Origin of the sequence: Desulfovibrio sp. An276, assembly GCF_002159665.1 — a bacterium.
GTDB classification, from domain to species: Bacteria; Desulfobacterota; Desulfovibrionia; order Desulfovibrionales; family Desulfovibrionaceae; genus Desulfovibrio; species Desulfovibrio faecigallinarum.
The window spans coordinates 16,960-31,582 of the sequence record NZ_NFJC01000033.1 but is presented as its reverse complement, the minus strand read 5'-3'; the positions used below and the strand labels follow the sequence as shown (position 1 = coordinate 31,582).

Sequence of the window (14,623 nt, the reverse complement as noted above, 5' to 3'; positions counted from 1 at the left end):
TAACTTTTGAAAAGTGTCTCGAAAAATTTATTCTTCCAAGTATTAAACCAGGACATACACTAGTATTAGATAACTTAAGTTCTCATAAATCGGAATTAATAACCAAACTTTGTAAAAATAGAGGGGTTAATCTAATTTATCTTCCTCCCTATAGCCCAGACTTAAATCCAATCGAAAAATTGTGGAGTAAGGTGAAATCTTTCCTCCGAGGTATCAAGGCAAGGACTACAGATGCCCTGGAGTCGGCTATCAACATGGCTCTTGATGCGGTGACCCTATCCGACATCAGAGGCTGGTACCGTGAGGCTGGATATGCCGTCTAGAATGAAAATTTTCATTCAGAAACCGCTCTAGTACTGCGCCATGCCGGGCGCACATCAGAAAGCCCCATGCTGCGCAAAGCGGCATGGGGCTTTCGCTGTGGCCTGCGGCAAGGGTTGTGTCTCAATGACCGTGAGGATGTTCTTCGAAAATGTCGCCTGCGAGGCGACCTCTTTTGTCATGTGAGCCGCTACAAGGAAGCCAACGGTACAGCCGTACGGAGGTTTCACATGGCAAACAGCAATCTGACCGAACTGCTCTTCATCATTGACCGCAGCGGCTCCATGTCCGGCCTGGAATCGGACACCATTGGCGGTTTCAACAGCATGATCAACAAGTGGAAGGGGAAGAACTGCCCTGTTGTTATCAACACCATCCTCTTCGACACGGAGATTCAGTTTTTGCACGACAGGATAGGCATTGATGACGTCTCTCCCATGACAGACAGAGAATACTGGGCCCGCGGGTGTACAGCCCTCTACGACGCTGTTGGTACGGGCATCAATCACCTGAACAGGGTACAAAGCTACCTGCGCGAGGAAGATGTGCCGGGGCACGTGGTGGTCGTCATCACAACGGATGGCTACGAAAACGCCAGCAAAAAATATTCCAGGGAAATGGTAAGAGAGCTCATAGGCACCCAGAAGGAGAAAGGCTGGGAATTTATCTTCCTCGGGGCTGACATCGATGCGGAGGATGTGGCCGAAAGTCTGAACATAGACAACGACATGGCCTTCAGCATGGAAAAGAGCAGCGCAAGCACACTGAGAAGTTTCGCAGGTATCGGGGCTGCATGCTTTGGCGCAGGTCTGGTCGACAAAAAGGTGCTCAGAAGTCAGCTGAAGGACTACCTTCGCGAGAACAGAAAAGAGTGAATTCAGCCCCATGCAAAGGCACGAAACAACCACAGACAATGGAGGAGCTGACAATGCATATCGAGTGTACAACCTGCGGTCACAGGGAAGAAGTGAACAAACATCTCGTTTTGAAGATCATCGGGGCCGCCTTTGCCGGTGGCGGCTTCTGGGCGTGGGTAACCTTTTTCTTCGCCGGCAACAGGCCTTGCGCTGCCCATCTGTATCGCCCTTGTGACTGGAGGCGTGGCACTGGCAGCCTTTGCCAATGAAATAGCGGCCTGGGTGAGCAAGGAATACCATTGTCCAAACTGCGGCCAAAGAACCTGGAAGGTCATCCAGTGATTCTGACAAGCGAACGTTCTGACTGTCAGCATCTGACGCAAGGAAGCAGGGGAGTCAAATCGGCAAGGGCTGACAAATTGGAAGGGAGCAGACGATTGAGAAAAAACTTTGCGAAGGGTTTGCTTCCCTTCTGGCCCCGCATGCGGGCGCTGTATGAGCCCGCAAAAAAGAAAAGCATCCTCTCTCAAGGGAGCGGGAGATATCCTGCTCACCCGGGAGGGGATGCTTTGTGGTACCGCAGACCAGAATTGAACTGGTACAGCCTGGGGCCGGGAGATTTTAAGTCTCCTGTGTCTACCGATTCCACCACTGCGGCGAAAATTTCTTCTGTTCTTGCCAATGGCCGATTTCTTCAGCCTGGGACAAGAATTGACAAAACCCTTTCTGCTGGCAAAGAATGCCGTGCCAAAGAAAGTGACAGCTACTGCTACCACGTTCACAGACTCACTTCAAGGAGAAAGGGCATGAATATACTGGACACTCTGACGCTGGCTTTTTGCAGGCTCGGCATAGCCGGACTTTCCAAATGGGCTCCTGGCACCTGTGGCACCTTTTTGGCCCTGCTGGTAGCTCCCTGGCTTTTTCAGCCCCTGGACTTCAAGATGCGTCTGGCCCTCTTGGTCGTCCTCTTTTTCGCTGGCTCGTTCGCTGCCACAAGGGCCGAACATCTGCTGGGCTGCAAGGATCCGGGCTCTGTTGTCATTGACGAGCTTGTGGGATCCTGGATTGCCATTCTGCCCTTTGCCGGGGGCAGCTGGAGCCTTTTGTTGCTTGCCTTTGTCATCTTCAGGATCTTCGACATTGCGAAGCCCTGGCCCATTCATGCCTCGGAAAACTGGCTTCCCGACGGCTTTGGTGTCATGATAGACGACGTGGTAGGCGGCATCATGTCCATGATAGTCCTGCTGCTTTTGCGTGCCGCAGGCCTTGTCAGCGTGCCGCTGATTGTCCTGTAGCCTACTTCATGCGGTAGGTAATACGTCCCCTTGTAAGATCGTAGGGGGAGAGCTCCACCTTGACGCGGTCGCCGGGCAGGATACGAATGTAGAATTTGCGCATTTTGCCGGAAATGTGGGCAAGCACCTTGTGTCCGTTGGTCAGTTCGACCAGGAACATGGCATTGGGAAGGGCTTCTTCGACGACACCGTCAACTTCAATGGAGTCTTCTTTGGACATGGTACCTCCGGGCTGAATGTCTGCCGGATTTTTCCCTGGAAAGCGTATTTGGGAAAACCGGAGCTTTGGATTCCTGATACAAAAGATCTGCCTGCACTCTGGCTGCCTTTCCCTGTCCTTTTTTGCAAAATGCCCGAAGATACAGGCAAAAGACAGGAAAAATCAGGCCTCGGGCGGCAAGTTCTTGCAACAAAAAAAGTACTTTGTCAATGTGAAATTTTCCGATTTTGTCTGCACTGCAAGGAACTTGGGCCCGATTTTGTGATTGCGATCAGTCTATTTTGGCAGTCTATTTGGGATGGTATTCCTGCAGGGCAGCCTTGCGCAAAAGAAGCCACAGGCCAAGGAAAATCATGGGCAGGCTCAAAATCTGCCCCATGGTGAGCCAGCCAAAGGCAAGGTAGCCCAGCTGGGCATCGGGCAGACGCACAAATTCCACTGCAAAGCGGCAGATGCCGTAGCCCAGGCAAAAAAGGCCTGCAGTCTGGCCTGTGCGGCGCTGGCTGCGGGTGAAGCAAAGAAGCACAATGAAGAGCACGATGCCTTCCAAAAAGCCCTCGTAGAGCTGGGAAGGATGGCGCGGGTATGGACCGCCGGTGGGAAAGATCATGCCCCAGGGGAGGGTGGTCACCTTGCCCCAGAGCTCGCCGTTGATGAAATTGCCCATGCGCCCGAAAAAGAGTCCAGGAGGGACCAGGGGTGTGATGAAGTCCGCGATGTCGAGAAAGCCCTTCTTCCTTGTCTTTGCAAAGTAGAAGAAGGCTGCGGCAAGGCCCAGGGCTCCGCCGTGGAAGGACATGCCACCGTTCCAGAAGCGGAAGATCTCGGCAGGTTCATCAAGGTAGAGCGGAAGATCGTAGAAGAGGATATAGCCAATGCGGGCTCCGAGGACGAGGCCCAGCATGCAGATGGTCACAAGATCGTCCACGTCCCGGGCCTTCCAGCCGTATCTGGGAGCGCGGATGCGGCCTATAAGCCAGCCGAGCAGAAAGCCCGCCACGTACATGAGCCCGTACCAGCGGACAGTGAGGCTGCCGATGGTAAAGGCAACGGGATCAAAGGATGCGTCCATGTATTGTCGGCGCGCACCTGCGAGGGCTTGCGCCTCCTCCTTCCTGTATTTTGGGTCGCTTTGGGCACAACTTTAGAGGCCTTGGCGGCACGAGCTCCTTGTATGCCGTAGGGAGCCTTCGCGCAAGGGCAGCTGTTTTTCCTTAGTCCAGGCCCAGAAGCCAGCGCCCGAAGCTTTGCGGTTCCGGGGGATTCGGGGCCTGCCAGCCAGTGTCCAGGCGTGCGTCGCTGAAGATGAGCCTTTCGAGCATGAGATTGTCTTCATGGTCCAGGACCACGAGGAGTATGAAGGGAAGCTGCGCATTGGGCCGCAGGGACAACAGTTTTCTGCCTATGGCAAGTCCGGAGCCAAAGCGTAGGTCATGGACCAGAAGGTAGTTCAGAGTGCCGGCAGTGTGTGGATCCAGGGGATGCAGGTTGTGGCTTCCCCTGTCACTGGCCCCGGTCTGATGTTCCTCGTCCGGAGGAAGAAAGGAAAGGGCCACAATGGCTGCCTGTCGTCCCCTTTCCGAAAAGGGCCTGTACACGGGCAAAAGCATGAGGCCAAGGAAGTCGCGACAGTAGCCGGACTGTGCTGCAAGATGCGCTTGAAGATTGATGGGAACAGGCGTGTAGCTAAGGGCTGCTCCCCTGGCATTGCCAAGGCCGCTTATGCTCTGTTCCTGCTGCACCAGTTTTCCGTCCTGTCCCTTTTCCACGTAGATGGCCCGCCAGAACAGGGGCGAGAAGAAGTCCGGCAGGATTTCCATGCGCACCACTTCCCTGCCCTCGGCCTTGAGGGTATCGGCAAAGTGCTTGCCTGCCAGTGCATTGAGGCCGATGTTGGTGCAGGGATAGAGGAAAAGCCAAGCTATGCCTGCCATGGCAAGAATGCGCGCGTAGCTTTTGCGAACGAGTGCGCAGACGAACAGAACGATCAGCGGGATGGTCAGAAAGAGATCGACTATGAAGTTGGCGTTGAGCCTGACCCTGTAGGACGAGAAGGGCAAAAAGATCATGGTCCCGTAGGTCGTGAAGCAGTCCAGGGCTATGTGGATGAGAAGACATGACGCAAAGCACAGCCAGAGGGTCTTTATCCCCAGCCTGTGCATGGTCGCCTTCCTGCGCAGGGGCCAGGCTATGAGAGCAAGGAAAAGGGCCGTGAAGGGGACCAGGGCCAGGGAATGCGATATGCCTCTGTGCAGATTGAGAAAGAGGGAGGGTGTAGAGGCAAAGAGAATATCAATGTCCGGCAGACAGGCCGCGAGCACGCAGAAAAAGGGAAACCAGGCAGTTCTTGGCTTTCTTGGCAGGACCTGCGAGACAAGGAGGCCTGATACGGCGTGGGTGACTATATCCATATGTTTTCGCCAGGGTATCAGACATTACTGTCTGAAGGGGGAGCGCTGCTTGGGAACTTCCCTGTAGGAGGGATGCTCGGGATCAATGCCCTGCAGGCCACGGCGGAACTGTGTCATGCGCCAGTTCTGCATGGCCTCGAAGACGGCCGGCTGGTTCAGGCGGTAGAAGTAGTAGTCCTTGCGGGACGCAACGCCAGGTATGGGGTAGCGCGCATCGGACATGGGGTCAGGCCCTCCCTTGCCATAGTACTCCCTGTCCACTCTGGCGGAGTCCGTGCTGATGTCCTTGGGACCGCAGGCAAAAAGTCCCAGGCAGGACAGGCACAAAAGCAGGGTGAGAAGTACGCGGATCCCCCTGACAGGGCTTTGCCCCCCTGAACGGGCATCTGTATATCTTGTCGTATCCATATCGCCCCCTTGTATGCGGGAAGCTTGCTTGTTCGATGATGTTTCGTACAATGTACGGTTTTGTCCTGCTTCTGCTGAACTTTCCGACTATACAGATTGCGGGACATGTGAGCAAGAGCTCTTTCGCGCACAAAATTGCAGTAAAATAGCCCGTTTTGCTCATGCCCACACAAAGGACAAGTCAGGCTAGGCCATACGTGATCTGGCGTTTTGGCGCAGTCCACCTATCCGTTGGGATGCTGTTTCAGACTGTCGTTCAGGGCGCCCTCGGTCTGTTCAATCATGAGCTTCACCTTGTTGGCGCTGATACCGCCCACAGCAGCGGCAGCTGCTAAGTCCCTACCCGTTATGTCCTTGCCCTTGCCGTTCACGGCAGAGCAGTGTTCGCCGTTTATGCCGGGGCAGGAGGTAATGTCGTAGGCAGGGGCAAGGTGCCAGTGGAAGGTTTCGTCCATGAGGAAGGAGAAGTTTTTTGAGTGATCGTCCCTGTTGCCTGCCTTCACGTTGAAGATCATGAGGCGCACCATCTTCTCCACATCGCGCGCGTCCTTTGTGAGATCCATGGTCAGGCGGATAAGATTCTCGTAGTCCAGCGTAGGCAGGTGGTGCGAGGCGTGCAGAAGGCCGCAGGCCGTGTGGGTGTGGATTTTGAGGATGCCGTTTTTTCCGAAGGTTCTGTCGAAGCGTTTGATGGCAAAAAAGCCCTCACAAGTTTTCGAGGGAAGGAGGCGCGTTTGGGGCATATCGACTCCAGCCTTTTGTGCGGCAAGCGAGAGTCTGTACTCCTGAAGCCCTGCATCCGGTGCATCCTGCAGGGAGCGGAATTTCACTATCCAGGGAACAGGCACACCATTTCTGTCCGGCAAGGAGATACTGATTTTGGGTCTAGCTCCGGAAAGCGAACCACTCAGACTTAACAGGGTATCTATATATCCGCCCTTGTAGGAGTGTTCCCCCAAAAGTCTTTCAGATTCTCTTGCCAGGGTGTCTGGCTCCATGAGCACCTCTTCTGGGGTAGTAGAAGACATGTCTGGCTCGTATTCCAGTGCGCCCATCGCGTTACTCCCTGCCAGTGTCAACCTTTCCAGGGGAGATGTCTGTGCAAGCGAGCGTCCAATACGAGACAACGCGCGATCCAGCAACAAGAGGCCCCAGCCGTCAGGAAGGCTGTCGTGAAAGACACCGAAGAGGCCGTCGAAAGTGTGCTTGTGATCACAGAAGATCTCGCTTCGCAGTGGAAGGAAATAGGGGGAAAGAGCGATGTTCCTTTCCAGAAAATCGGGGGCATACTGGAATAGTATTTCATGCCTTTGCTGAGCGAGGATACCAACCGGCATGCGGGAGCCAAAATGGTTCAAAAAGACGCGAACGTTCATGGTTCTCCTCTCTCGCTGGTCATTTTTCTGCTTCGCTTGCGGGGGCGAGAATTCTTGGCAAAAAGCGACATCGGAGGCGGGGGCTGGAAAAGTTCAGCCACTTCCTTAAGTTCCTCAAGAACAAGAGCCAGAGCGAGAAAGGAGCGAAGAGAAATCTCGCCACTTGTCTCGAAGCGACGAACACTTGCGAGAGAAACGCCCGAACGCTCGGCCAATTCTGCCTGGGTGATGTTCAAAAGCAGTCTGCGTTCCCTTGCCCTTTTTGCAAGCCCCATCTGGACATCATGAGGCGTCTGAAGTGCCGGATGAATATTCATTAGATGTCCCTATACTACTAGTATATGATCATTTAATTACTAAAATCACCTATAAACGCTATTATATTATGAGAAAAAAGTGAAGACTGGATGCTGGTACTGTTCTTTGCAAACGTCTTGAGAAGGGCAGGAAAACAGCTCCTGCAAGCACTTTTGTCTGAAAAATGGTCGAAAATCGCCCCCGGTTTGACAAGGACGCTTTTCGGGGGGTACTACTTTTGGCAGTTTATCGGATTTTCAAGGACGGCCCAAGTCCAATCAGGGAGTACATGCCATGCTCCCCCTGCCCGCCTGGACGTTGGCCGCGTTGCACCGTGTGCAACCTTCCTGCCCTCACCCGAAAACGGTTCCTGGCACCATGCGGGAAGCCCGGACCTTCGGGAAATTTCGGGGTTGGAAGCCTGAACCCCAACGCGGGAGGAAACATTGGCACATTCCAAAAAAATCGTCTGGCTGCCCCTGATATGTATCCTTTTCATGGGGCTGGGCCTCGTATTCCAGGCAGACAATGCGCTTGCCCAAGGCAAGAAGAGCGCACAAGCAAAGCCACAGAGCGTTGACAGTCGCGGCATCTGGCTTGAACGCGCCAAGAAAAATACGGATTTTATGCGCGGCAAGGCATCCTGGTATGGCAACGGATTTCATACGGGCGCAACGGCAAGCGGTGTTCCCTACGACATGTACACCTTCACTGCCGCCCACAGGACACTTCCCTTTGGCACCATTGTGCGCGTGACGGATCAGCACAATGGCAAGAGCGTCATGGTCTGCGTCACGGACAGGGGCCCCTTTGTGAAGGGCCGTATTATCGACATGTCCTACGCAGCAGCTGATCGCATAGGTCTGGACAACAAGGGAGTCTCCACAGTCAATCTCGAGGTCGTCAGCGACGAGAAGGGCAAGCCCCTGGACGCGGCACAAGCCTTCTTCGTTGAACTCGACAGCGCTGCAGGCGCTGAGCGCTACGGCCCCTACGACAATTTTGCAGACGCCGCTGCCCTGCAGCAGGCGCTCTCCGTGGCTCACCCCAAGGCCAACGTGGTCCTGGACCACAAGGCATCCACACAGAACAAGGTTCAGTAGCCGGCAGATTTTTGAAGGCCGGAAAGTCCGGCAAAAAAAAGGAGCAGTCCCTTCCGCTTCGTGCGGGATGGGACTGCTCCTTGAATTTTTGTCCTTGGGAATTAGCCCAGGATGTAGCCTGCCACGATGTCGCCCATCTTCTCGCAGCCAACGAGGGTCTTGCCCTCTTCCATGATGTCGGCTGTGCGGTAGTCCTTGAGGGCGCGGCTTACGGCCTGTTCGATAAGCTCTGCTTCTTCGGGCATGTCAAGGCCAAGGCGCAGCAGCATGGCTGCGGACAGGATGGTTGCCAGGGGGTTGGCCTTGTCCTGGCCCGCGATGTCGGGTGCGGAACCGTGAATGGGTTCGAAGAGAGCCGGAGCTGTGCTTCCCATGGAGGCAGAGGGGAGCATGCCCAGAGAGCCAGTGATGGCAGCTGCCTCGTCGGAGAGGATGTCGCCAAAGAGGTTGCCCGTGAGCAGCACATCGAACTGCGAGGGATCGCGCACAAGCTGCATGGCGGCATTGTCCACGTACATGTGGGAGAGTTCCACCTCGGGGTAGGACTTTGCCACATCAGTCACGATCTCGCGCCACAGGCGGGAGGTCTCGAGCACGTTGCTCTTGTCTATGGAGCACACGCGCTTCTTGCGCTTCATGGCTGTCTCGAAGCCCACCTTTGCGATGCGGCGGATTTCTTCCTCGGAGTACAGCATGGTGTTGTAGCCGGTGCGCATGCCGTCGCGCTCCTCGATGCCGCGGGGCTGACCGAAGTAGATGTCACCGGTAAGTTCGCGCACGACAATAAGGTCCAGGCCCTTCTTCGCAGTCTCGGGCTTGAGCAGGCAGGCGCCGGCAAGCTCTGGAAGAAGCAGGGCAGGGCGCAGGTTGGCAAAGAGGCCCAGTTCCTTGCGGATGCCGAGAATGCCCTTTTCAGGGCGCTTTTCCGGGGGCAGGCTGTCCCACTTGGGACCGCCCACGGCACCCAGGAAGACTGCGTCTGCGGCCCTGCAGGCAGCAACGGTCTCGGCAGGCAGGGGATTGCCTGTGGCATCATAGGCTGCGCCGCCAATGAGGGCCTCTGTGAAGACAAGTTCCTTGCCGCTGCGCTTTGCAGCGGCCTCAAGGGCTTTGCGGCCCTGGGCAACGATTTCCGTGCCTATGCCGTCGCCCGGAAGAAGGCAGATGGTTTTGCTCATGGTATTTGTGCCGCTCAAGCGGCTTCTCCCTTAGTTTGCGCCCAGACGGGCCTTCACGTAGTTGACAAGGCCTCCCTTGGATACAATTTCCGCCATGGAGGCGGGAATGGGAGGACAGGACCAGGACTTGCCGTTGGTTTCATCCGTGATGGTGCCCGTTTCGGTGTTCACTTCCAGAATGTCTCCGTCCTGGATGTCGTTAATGGCGTCTCCGAGCTCGAAGAGCATGAGACCTGTGTTGAAAGCGTTGCGGTAGAAGATGCGGGCAAAGCTGTGGCCCACCACGACCGGAATGCCTGCGCCGAGGATGGCGATGGGGGCGTGCTCGCGCGAGGAACCGCAGCCGAAGTTGCGGCCGGCAACCAGAATGTCGCCGGGCTTGACCTGCTTGACCCACTCTGGGTCAAGGCCAGCCATGCATTTTTCACCCAGGATTTTGGGATCCCCTGTCACGAGATAGACAGCGGGGATGATTGCGTCCGTATCGATATGGTCGCCGACCTTGCGGACAGTACCTTTGTACAGCATGTGACCTCCTAGAGGGCATCGGGCCCGATGATGCGTCCGGCAACGGCGCTGGCTGCGGCAGTGAGCGGGTTTGACAGATAAACTTCGCTCTCGAGGCTGCCCATGCGGCCCCTGAAGTTTCTGTTGGTGGTGGAGATGGCGCGCTCGCCATCGCCAAGGATACCCATGTAGCCGCCAAGGCAGGGGCCACAGGTGCAGGGACCCACGATGCAGCCGGCTTCCATGAAGATCTCGATAAGGCCTTCCTTCAGGCACTGCTTCCACACTGTGGGCGTGGAGGGCAGGATGATGCAGCGCACACCCTTCTTGACCTTGCGGCCCTTGAGGATGCTGGCAGCGTCCTGCATGTCGGAGAAGCGGCCGTTGGTGCAGGAGCCGATGACCACCTGCTGGATCGGCACATCGCCAAGGTCTGCCACGCTCTTCACATTGCTCGGGATGTGCGGACAGGCGACCACAGGGCCCTGGCCGGTCACATCGATGGTGATTTCCTGCTCGTAGGCGCAGCCTGGATCAGCTGCAAACTTCGTGTTGATGTCCGTGCGCTTGTGGGCATGGCAGTAGGCAATGGTCTTGTCGTCGCAGGCAAAGAGGCCTGCCTTGCCGCCTGCCTCGATGGCCATGTTGGCCATGGTGAGGCGACCTTCCACCTCGAGGTTGTCGATGACGGAGCCGCCGAACTCAAGGGCCTTGTAGAGGGCGCCGTCGACGCCAATCTTGCCAATGAGCATGAGGATGAGGTCCTTTGCGCGCAGATTTTTGTCCGCAGTACCCTCGAAGTTCACGCGTATGGTCGCGGGCACCTTGAACCAGTTTTCGCCAAGGGCCATGCCGGCAGCGATGTCCGTGGAACCCATGCCAGTGGCAAAGGCACCGATGCCGCCGTAGGTGCAGGTGTGGGAGTCTGCGCCAATCACAAGGTCGCCGGGAGCCACAATGCCCTGTTCGGGCAAAAGAGTATGCTCGACGCCGGCGTCACCGCCCTCGTAGTAGTGGGTGATCTGCTGTTCCTCGGCAAAGGTGCGGCTTACGATGACCTGATTTGCGGAGGCAATATCCTTTTGGGGTGTGAAGTGGTCCATGACAAGGGCTATCTTGTCCCTGTCAAAGACCTTGGTGGCACCCATGGCCCTGAAGGCCTTGATGGCAAGGGGACCGGTAATGTCGTTTGCAAGCACCATGTCGAGGCGGCAGTTGACGATCTGTCCGTCGCTTTTGATTTCCTCGTCCGTGTGGCGTTGCAGTATTTTCTGTGCAAGTGTCTGAGGCATGTTTGACTCCAAGGGCCCCGCAATTCGCGGGGCCCGCATGTGCTGTTTACTCCGGAGCGTGCTGGCTGTGGACGCGCTGTCCGGTTGTTTCCAGTTCCTCGAGGCGATTCAGGGCATTCACATAGGCCTTGGCAGAGGCCACAATGACGTCCGGATGGGCGCCGCGGCCCACAGCCTTGACGCCGTTTTCGGAAATGCGGACAGTCACCTCGCCCAGGGCGTCGGAACCGCCTGTGATGGCGTTGATGCTGTAGTTCTCAAGCTGGGGCTGTCTTCCCACAATCTGGCAGATGACGTTGAAGACAGCGTCCACTGGACCTGCGCCAAAGCCTGCCTGGCCCCTTTCCTCGCCGTGCACGTCCATGAGGATGGCTGCCGTAGGCGGAATGCCGCCAGCGTCGGAGCTTTGGATGGAGACGTGGTTCAGGCGATAGACATCGGGCTTGCGGTAGATCTTCTCCTGCACCATGGCCATGAGGTCTTCGTCGTAGATGGTCTTCTTGACGTCGGCAAGGTCCTTGATGGCCTCGAAGACCACCTGCAGCTGCTCGTCCGTGAGCTTGTAGCCAAGGGCCTCGAACTTCACGCGCACTGCGTTGCGGCCGCTGTGCTTGCCAATGACAAGGTTGGTCTCTGTGCGGCCAACGGAAGCGGGGGTCATGATCTCGTAGGTCTGGCGGTTCTTGATCATGCCGTCCTGATGGATGCCGGACTCGTGGGCAAAGGCGTTGGCGCCCACAATGGCCTTGTTGTTGGGGATGGGCTTGCCGATGATCATGGAGAGCAGGCGGCAGCTCGGATAGAGCTGGGCAGTGTCTATGCCGCACTCAAGGCCGAAGTAGTCCTTGCGCACCACAGCGTTCATGACCACTTCTTCCAGGGCTGCGTTGCCGGCCCTCTCGCCAATGCCGCTCAAGGCCACTTCCACCTGGCGTGCGCCCACCTTGAGGGCTGCCAGGGAGTTGGCTACGCCAAGGCCAAGGTCGTCGTGGCAGTGTACGGAGAAGATGGCCTTTTCAGCACCCTCGGTATTGCGGATGACGTAGTCGATGAGTTCCGCGTACTCGGCAGGCTCTGCGTAGCCCACTGTGTCGGGAAGGTTGATGGTGGTGGCACCGGCAGCGATGGCTGTGGCGCAGGCCTTGCAGAGGAAGTCCTTGTCCGAGCGGGAGGCGTCCTCGCAGGAGAATTCGACGTTGGGGGTATAGCTTGCAGCGCGGGCCACGCAGTCCTTGATCATGGCAATGACCTCGTCAGGGGTTTTTCTGAGCTTGTAGGTCATGTGCAGATCGCTGGTGGACAGGAAGGTGTGGATGCGGGGATTGGCTGCTTCCTTGATGGCCTCCCAGCAGCGGTCTATGTCCTTGTGCATGCAGCGGGCAAGGCCACAGATCTGGATGTTGGGACCGGACTGGCGGGTAATGGCCTGCACGGCCTCGAAGTCGCCCTGGCTCGATGCAGGAAAGCCGGCTTCAAGCACGTCTACGCCCAAAAGCTCGAGCTGATGGGCCATGCGCAGCTTTTCCTGGAGGTTCATGGTGCAGCCGGGGGACTGCTCGCCGTCGCGCAGTGTTGTATCAAAGATAATGAGGCGATCGCTGGACATAAAAAAAGACTCCTCTGCATGGTTGGTTTTGTGTGCAAAACGGCCGCGCTGCGGCTTGATACCTGCAGAGAGTCTTTTTGAAGGCCGCTTTTTGCGCGGCACGCCGCTCCCACACACTATTCGTCGGAAGACGAAGTGCGTAGTAGCTGCCTTTGAGAATTTCTGGGGAGCAGAATAAAGGTGTAGATCAGTCCCGAGGCAATGTAGAGTGCGCAGTACAGAAAGCCCACGATCTTGGGCTGGCTGTAGAGCAGGGCAAGCAGAATCAGAAAGCTTGTGAGCACTCTGTAGGGATGCGCACGGAAGATGTCGTACTCCTTGAAGGAGAAGTAGCGCACGTTGCTGACCATCAGAAGACCAATGCAGGCAGTGAGCACTGCAGTGGCGATCAGGATAACCGTGGGCATGACGTCCTGGAAGGTGCGCGCAAAATAGGTGAAGCAGACAAGCGTGCAGGAGGCCGCCGGTATGGGCAGGCCAATGAAGAAGCGTTTGCTGCTTGTATGGGCGTTCACGTTGAAGCGTGCAAGGCGCAATGCTCCGCAGGCAGCGTAGATGAAGGCTATGGCCACCCCCAGGCGGCCAAGTTCCGAGAGCTGCCAGTTCCACATCAATATGGCAGGGGCAAGGCCAAAGGCTACAAGATCTGCCAGGGAATCAAACTGGACACCAAATTCGCTTGCCGAATGGGTGAGACGCGCCACCTTGCCGTCCAGGCCGTCCATGAGGGCCGAGATGAGCAGGGCAAGGCAGGCTTCGGAGAAGCGACCCTGCATGGACCAGATGATCGACAAAAAGCCGAAGAACATGCTGGTGCAGGTGATCATGTTGGGCAAAAGGTAGACGGCACGCCTGTCCTTCAGACGCCCGAGGCGTCCGTGGTGTGCCTTCTCCTGTTCTGCCTGAGCCATGATTTCTCCGGCATCGCTTATGTCCTGGACAGACTCTGTCCTGGACTCTTGGTTTTGCTCTGCTGCCACAGCCAGTGTTCTCCAAAAATGCATCAGGGGAGGGGTGCCTCCCCTGTCGATTCCTTGATTGCGTAAATGTTGTCTCTAGTCGGGCATGCGGCGGGCCACAATGGTCTGGCCAGCGAGCACAGTATCGCCCAGGGAGACTGCAGGAATATAGCCGTCCGGCAGGTAAAGGTCAACTCGTGAGCCAAAGCGGATCATGCCGAAACGCTGGCCCCTTTCGAGGGTGTCGCCAATGTCCGTGCGGCAGACGATGCGCCTTGCCACAAGGCCCGCAATCTGCACAAAGGTCCAGGTATTGCCATCTGCATCTTCAATCTGGTAGGCGCAGCGCTCGTTGTCCTTGGAGGCCTTGTCGAGGGAGGCATTGAAGAACTTCCCTGCGTAGTACTTTATGGCCGTAATGGTACCTGCCACAGGCGTTCTGTTCACATGGACGTTGAAGACGTTCATGAAGACGCACACGCAAAGGCGCGTCTCGCCGCTTATGGGATCTTCCATGCGCTCGATCTTGACGACCTTTCCGTCTGCAGGAGAGACTGCCACATTGGCCTCGGCAGGCACAACGCGCTCGGGGTCGCGGAAGAAATTCAGGGAGAACCAGCAAAGCACAAGGAAGATGACGGTCATCACGGTGCAGCCGAGCATGGCAAAGGCCAGTGTGCCAAGGGCCGTGAAGAATATGATGGGATAGCCTTCAGGCGTAAGCGAGCAGTTTGCTTGTTTCATAAGGGGTGTTCGGCATGACCTTGAGATTTTTTATCAAGGTGCAGCC

17 protein-coding genes and 1 tRNA gene are annotated in these 14,623 nt (G+C 56.5%); 4 read left to right on the top strand and 14 right to left on the bottom strand.

All coding sequences use genetic code 11. The features are described 5' to 3' along the window. Window positions 1-323, top strand: a 323-nt coding sequence (locus B5F76_RS11730; protein ID WP_204218399.1) for a transposase, incomplete at its 5' end; no start/stop codon positions are given. A 228-nt stretch (window positions 324-551) separates the two neighbouring features. Continuing rightward, entirely contained in the window at window positions 552-1,196 is a 645-nt protein-coding gene (locus tag B5F76_RS11725; protein ID WP_087354768.1) for a vWA domain-containing protein, read from the top strand. 2 nt (window positions 1,197-1,198) lie between these two features. On the opposite strand, the gene B5F76_RS14960 is transcribed toward B5F76_RS11725, so the two are convergent. Both B5F76_RS14960 and B5F76_RS11715 read right to left on the bottom strand, forming a co-directional pair. Further along, complete coding sequence (locus B5F76_RS14960) at window positions 1,199-1,552, bottom strand: hypothetical protein (RefSeq protein WP_162608827.1); 354 nt, start codon at window positions 1,550-1,552, stop codon at window positions 1,199-1,201. A 198-nt stretch (window positions 1,553-1,750) separates the two neighbouring features. Next, window positions 1,751-1,836: transfer RNA gene (locus B5F76_RS11715), tRNA-Leu, on the bottom strand. A gap of 148 nt (window positions 1,837-1,984) precedes the next feature. Between B5F76_RS11715 and B5F76_RS11710 the strand changes: the two genes are divergently transcribed. Next, complete coding sequence (locus B5F76_RS11710; protein WP_087354765.1) at window positions 1,985-2,476, top strand: phosphatidylglycerophosphatase A family protein; 492 nt, start codon at window positions 1,985-1,987, stop codon at window positions 2,474-2,476. 1 nt (window position 2,477) lies between these two features. On the opposite strand, the gene infA is transcribed toward B5F76_RS11710, so the two are convergent. From infA to B5F76_RS11675, 6 genes are all read right to left on the bottom strand, one after another. Continuing rightward, the gene (infA, locus tag B5F76_RS11705) at window positions 2,478-2,696 is read right to left on the bottom strand and encodes a translation initiation factor IF-1 (RefSeq protein WP_087354763.1); all 219 of its coding nucleotides are present in this window, start codon (window positions 2,694-2,696) and stop codon (window positions 2,478-2,480) included. Between the two features lie 289 nt (window positions 2,697-2,985). Continuing rightward, window positions 2,986-3,768, bottom strand: a complete 783-nt coding sequence (lgt, locus tag B5F76_RS11695; protein WP_087354757.1) for a prolipoprotein diacylglyceryl transferase — start codon at window positions 3,766-3,768, stop codon at window positions 2,986-2,988. Between the two features lie 142 nt (window positions 3,769-3,910). Then, window positions 3,911-5,107, bottom strand: a complete 1,197-nt coding sequence (locus tag B5F76_RS11690) for a metal-dependent hydrolase (RefSeq protein WP_087354755.1) — start codon at window positions 5,105-5,107, stop codon at window positions 3,911-3,913. 24 nt (window positions 5,108-5,131) lie between these two features. Continuing rightward, window positions 5,132-5,515, bottom strand: coding sequence for a hypothetical protein (locus B5F76_RS11685; RefSeq protein WP_087354753.1), 384 nt, complete (start codon window positions 5,513-5,515; stop codon window positions 5,132-5,134). 224 nt (window positions 5,516-5,739) lie between these two features. Then, window positions 5,740-6,891 carry a type II toxin-antitoxin system HipA family toxin gene (locus B5F76_RS11680; protein WP_087354751.1) on the bottom strand — a complete coding sequence of 384 codons (1,152 nt, stop codon included), beginning with the start codon at window positions 6,889-6,891 and terminating at the stop codon, window positions 5,740-5,742. Next, a complete protein-coding gene (locus tag B5F76_RS11675) occupies window positions 6,888-7,208 on the bottom strand; it encodes a helix-turn-helix domain-containing protein (protein WP_204218398.1) in 321 nt (106 codons plus the stop codon). The genes B5F76_RS11680 and B5F76_RS11675 overlap by 4 nt, the downstream gene beginning before the upstream one ends. 426 nt (window positions 7,209-7,634) lie before the next feature. On the opposite strand from B5F76_RS11675, the gene B5F76_RS11670 reads away from it, so the two are divergent. After that, complete coding sequence (locus B5F76_RS11670; protein WP_239407042.1) at window positions 7,635-8,291, top strand: septal ring lytic transglycosylase RlpA family protein; 657 nt, start codon at window positions 7,635-7,637, stop codon at window positions 8,289-8,291. A 101-nt stretch (window positions 8,292-8,392) separates the two neighbouring features. Here the strand turns inward: B5F76_RS11670 and leuB are convergent, their stop codons facing one another. The 6 genes from leuB to B5F76_RS11640 form a co-directional block, all read right to left on the bottom strand. Further along, window positions 8,393-9,469, bottom strand: coding sequence for a 3-isopropylmalate dehydrogenase (gene leuB, locus B5F76_RS11665; protein WP_087354778.1), 1,077 nt, complete (start codon window positions 9,467-9,469; stop codon window positions 8,393-8,395). A gap of 30 nt (window positions 9,470-9,499) precedes the next feature. Beyond that, window positions 9,500-9,997: a 3-isopropylmalate dehydratase small subunit gene (locus B5F76_RS11660; RefSeq protein ID WP_087354748.1), complete on the bottom strand. Its 498-nt coding sequence runs from the start codon at window positions 9,995-9,997 to the stop codon at window positions 9,500-9,502. 8 nt (window positions 9,998-10,005) lie between these two features. Next, window positions 10,006-11,268: a 3-isopropylmalate dehydratase large subunit gene (locus B5F76_RS11655; protein ID WP_087354746.1), complete on the bottom strand. Its 1,263-nt coding sequence runs from the start codon at window positions 11,266-11,268 to the stop codon at window positions 10,006-10,008. Window positions 11,269-11,314: 46 nt separating this feature from the next. Beyond that, entirely contained in the window at window positions 11,315-12,874 is a 1,560-nt protein-coding gene (locus tag B5F76_RS11650; RefSeq protein ID WP_087354776.1) for a 2-isopropylmalate synthase, read from the bottom strand. Between the two features lie 116 nt (window positions 12,875-12,990). Then, window positions 12,991-13,785, bottom strand: a complete 795-nt coding sequence (pssA, locus tag B5F76_RS11645) for a CDP-diacylglycerol--serine O-phosphatidyltransferase (RefSeq protein ID WP_087354774.1) — start codon at window positions 13,783-13,785, stop codon at window positions 12,991-12,993. Window positions 13,786-13,929: 144 nt separating this feature from the next. After that, on the bottom strand, window positions 13,930-14,577 hold the full coding sequence (locus B5F76_RS11640; protein ID WP_087354744.1) for a phosphatidylserine decarboxylase family protein: 648 nt from the start codon (window positions 14,575-14,577) through the stop codon (window positions 13,930-13,932). Window positions 14,578-14,623: the final 46 nt, after the last annotated feature.

Coding starts and splice junctions, on each gene's coding strand:
- B5F76_RS11725 (WP_087354768.1), top strand. CDS start 552: ATGGCAAACAGCAATCTGACCGAACTGCTCTTCATCATTGACCGCAGC.
- B5F76_RS14960 (WP_162608827.1), bottom strand. CDS start 1,552: ATGCTGACAGTCAGAACGTTCGCTTGTCAGAATCACTGGATGACCTTC.
- B5F76_RS11710 (WP_087354765.1), top strand. CDS start 1,985: ATGAATATACTGGACACTCTGACGCTGGCTTTTTGCAGGCTCGGCATA.
- infA (WP_087354763.1), bottom strand. CDS start 2,696: ATGTCCAAAGAAGACTCCATTGAAGTTGACGGTGTCGTCGAAGAAGCC.
- lgt (WP_087354757.1), bottom strand. CDS start 3,768: ATGGACGCATCCTTTGATCCCGTTGCCTTTACCATCGGCAGCCTCACT.
- B5F76_RS11690 (WP_087354755.1), bottom strand. CDS start 5,107: ATGGATATAGTCACCCACGCCGTATCAGGCCTCCTTGTCTCGCAGGTC.
- B5F76_RS11685 (WP_087354753.1), bottom strand. CDS start 5,515: ATGGATACGACAAGATATACAGATGCCCGTTCAGGGGGGCAAAGCCCT.
- B5F76_RS11680 (WP_087354751.1), bottom strand. CDS start 6,891: ATGAACGTTCGCGTCTTTTTGAACCATTTTGGCTCCCGCATGCCGGTT.
- B5F76_RS11675 (WP_204218398.1), bottom strand. CDS start 7,208: ATGAATATTCATCCGGCACTTCAGACGCCTCATGATGTCCAGATGGGG.
- leuB (WP_087354778.1), bottom strand. CDS start 9,469: ATGAGCAAAACCATCTGCCTTCTTCCGGGCGACGGCATAGGCACGGAA.
- B5F76_RS11660 (WP_087354748.1), bottom strand. CDS start 9,997: ATGCTGTACAAAGGTACTGTCCGCAAGGTCGGCGACCATATCGATACG.
- B5F76_RS11655 (WP_087354746.1), bottom strand. CDS start 11,268: ATGCCTCAGACACTTGCACAGAAAATACTGCAACGCCACACGGACGAG.
- B5F76_RS11650 (WP_087354776.1), bottom strand. CDS start 12,874: ATGTCCAGCGATCGCCTCATTATCTTTGATACAACACTGCGCGACGGC.
- pssA (WP_087354774.1), bottom strand. CDS start 13,785: ATGGCTCAGGCAGAACAGGAGAAGGCACACCACGGACGCCTCGGGCGT.
- B5F76_RS11640 (WP_087354744.1), bottom strand. CDS start 14,577: ATGAAACAAGCAAACTGCTCGCTTACGCCTGAAGGCTATCCCATCATA.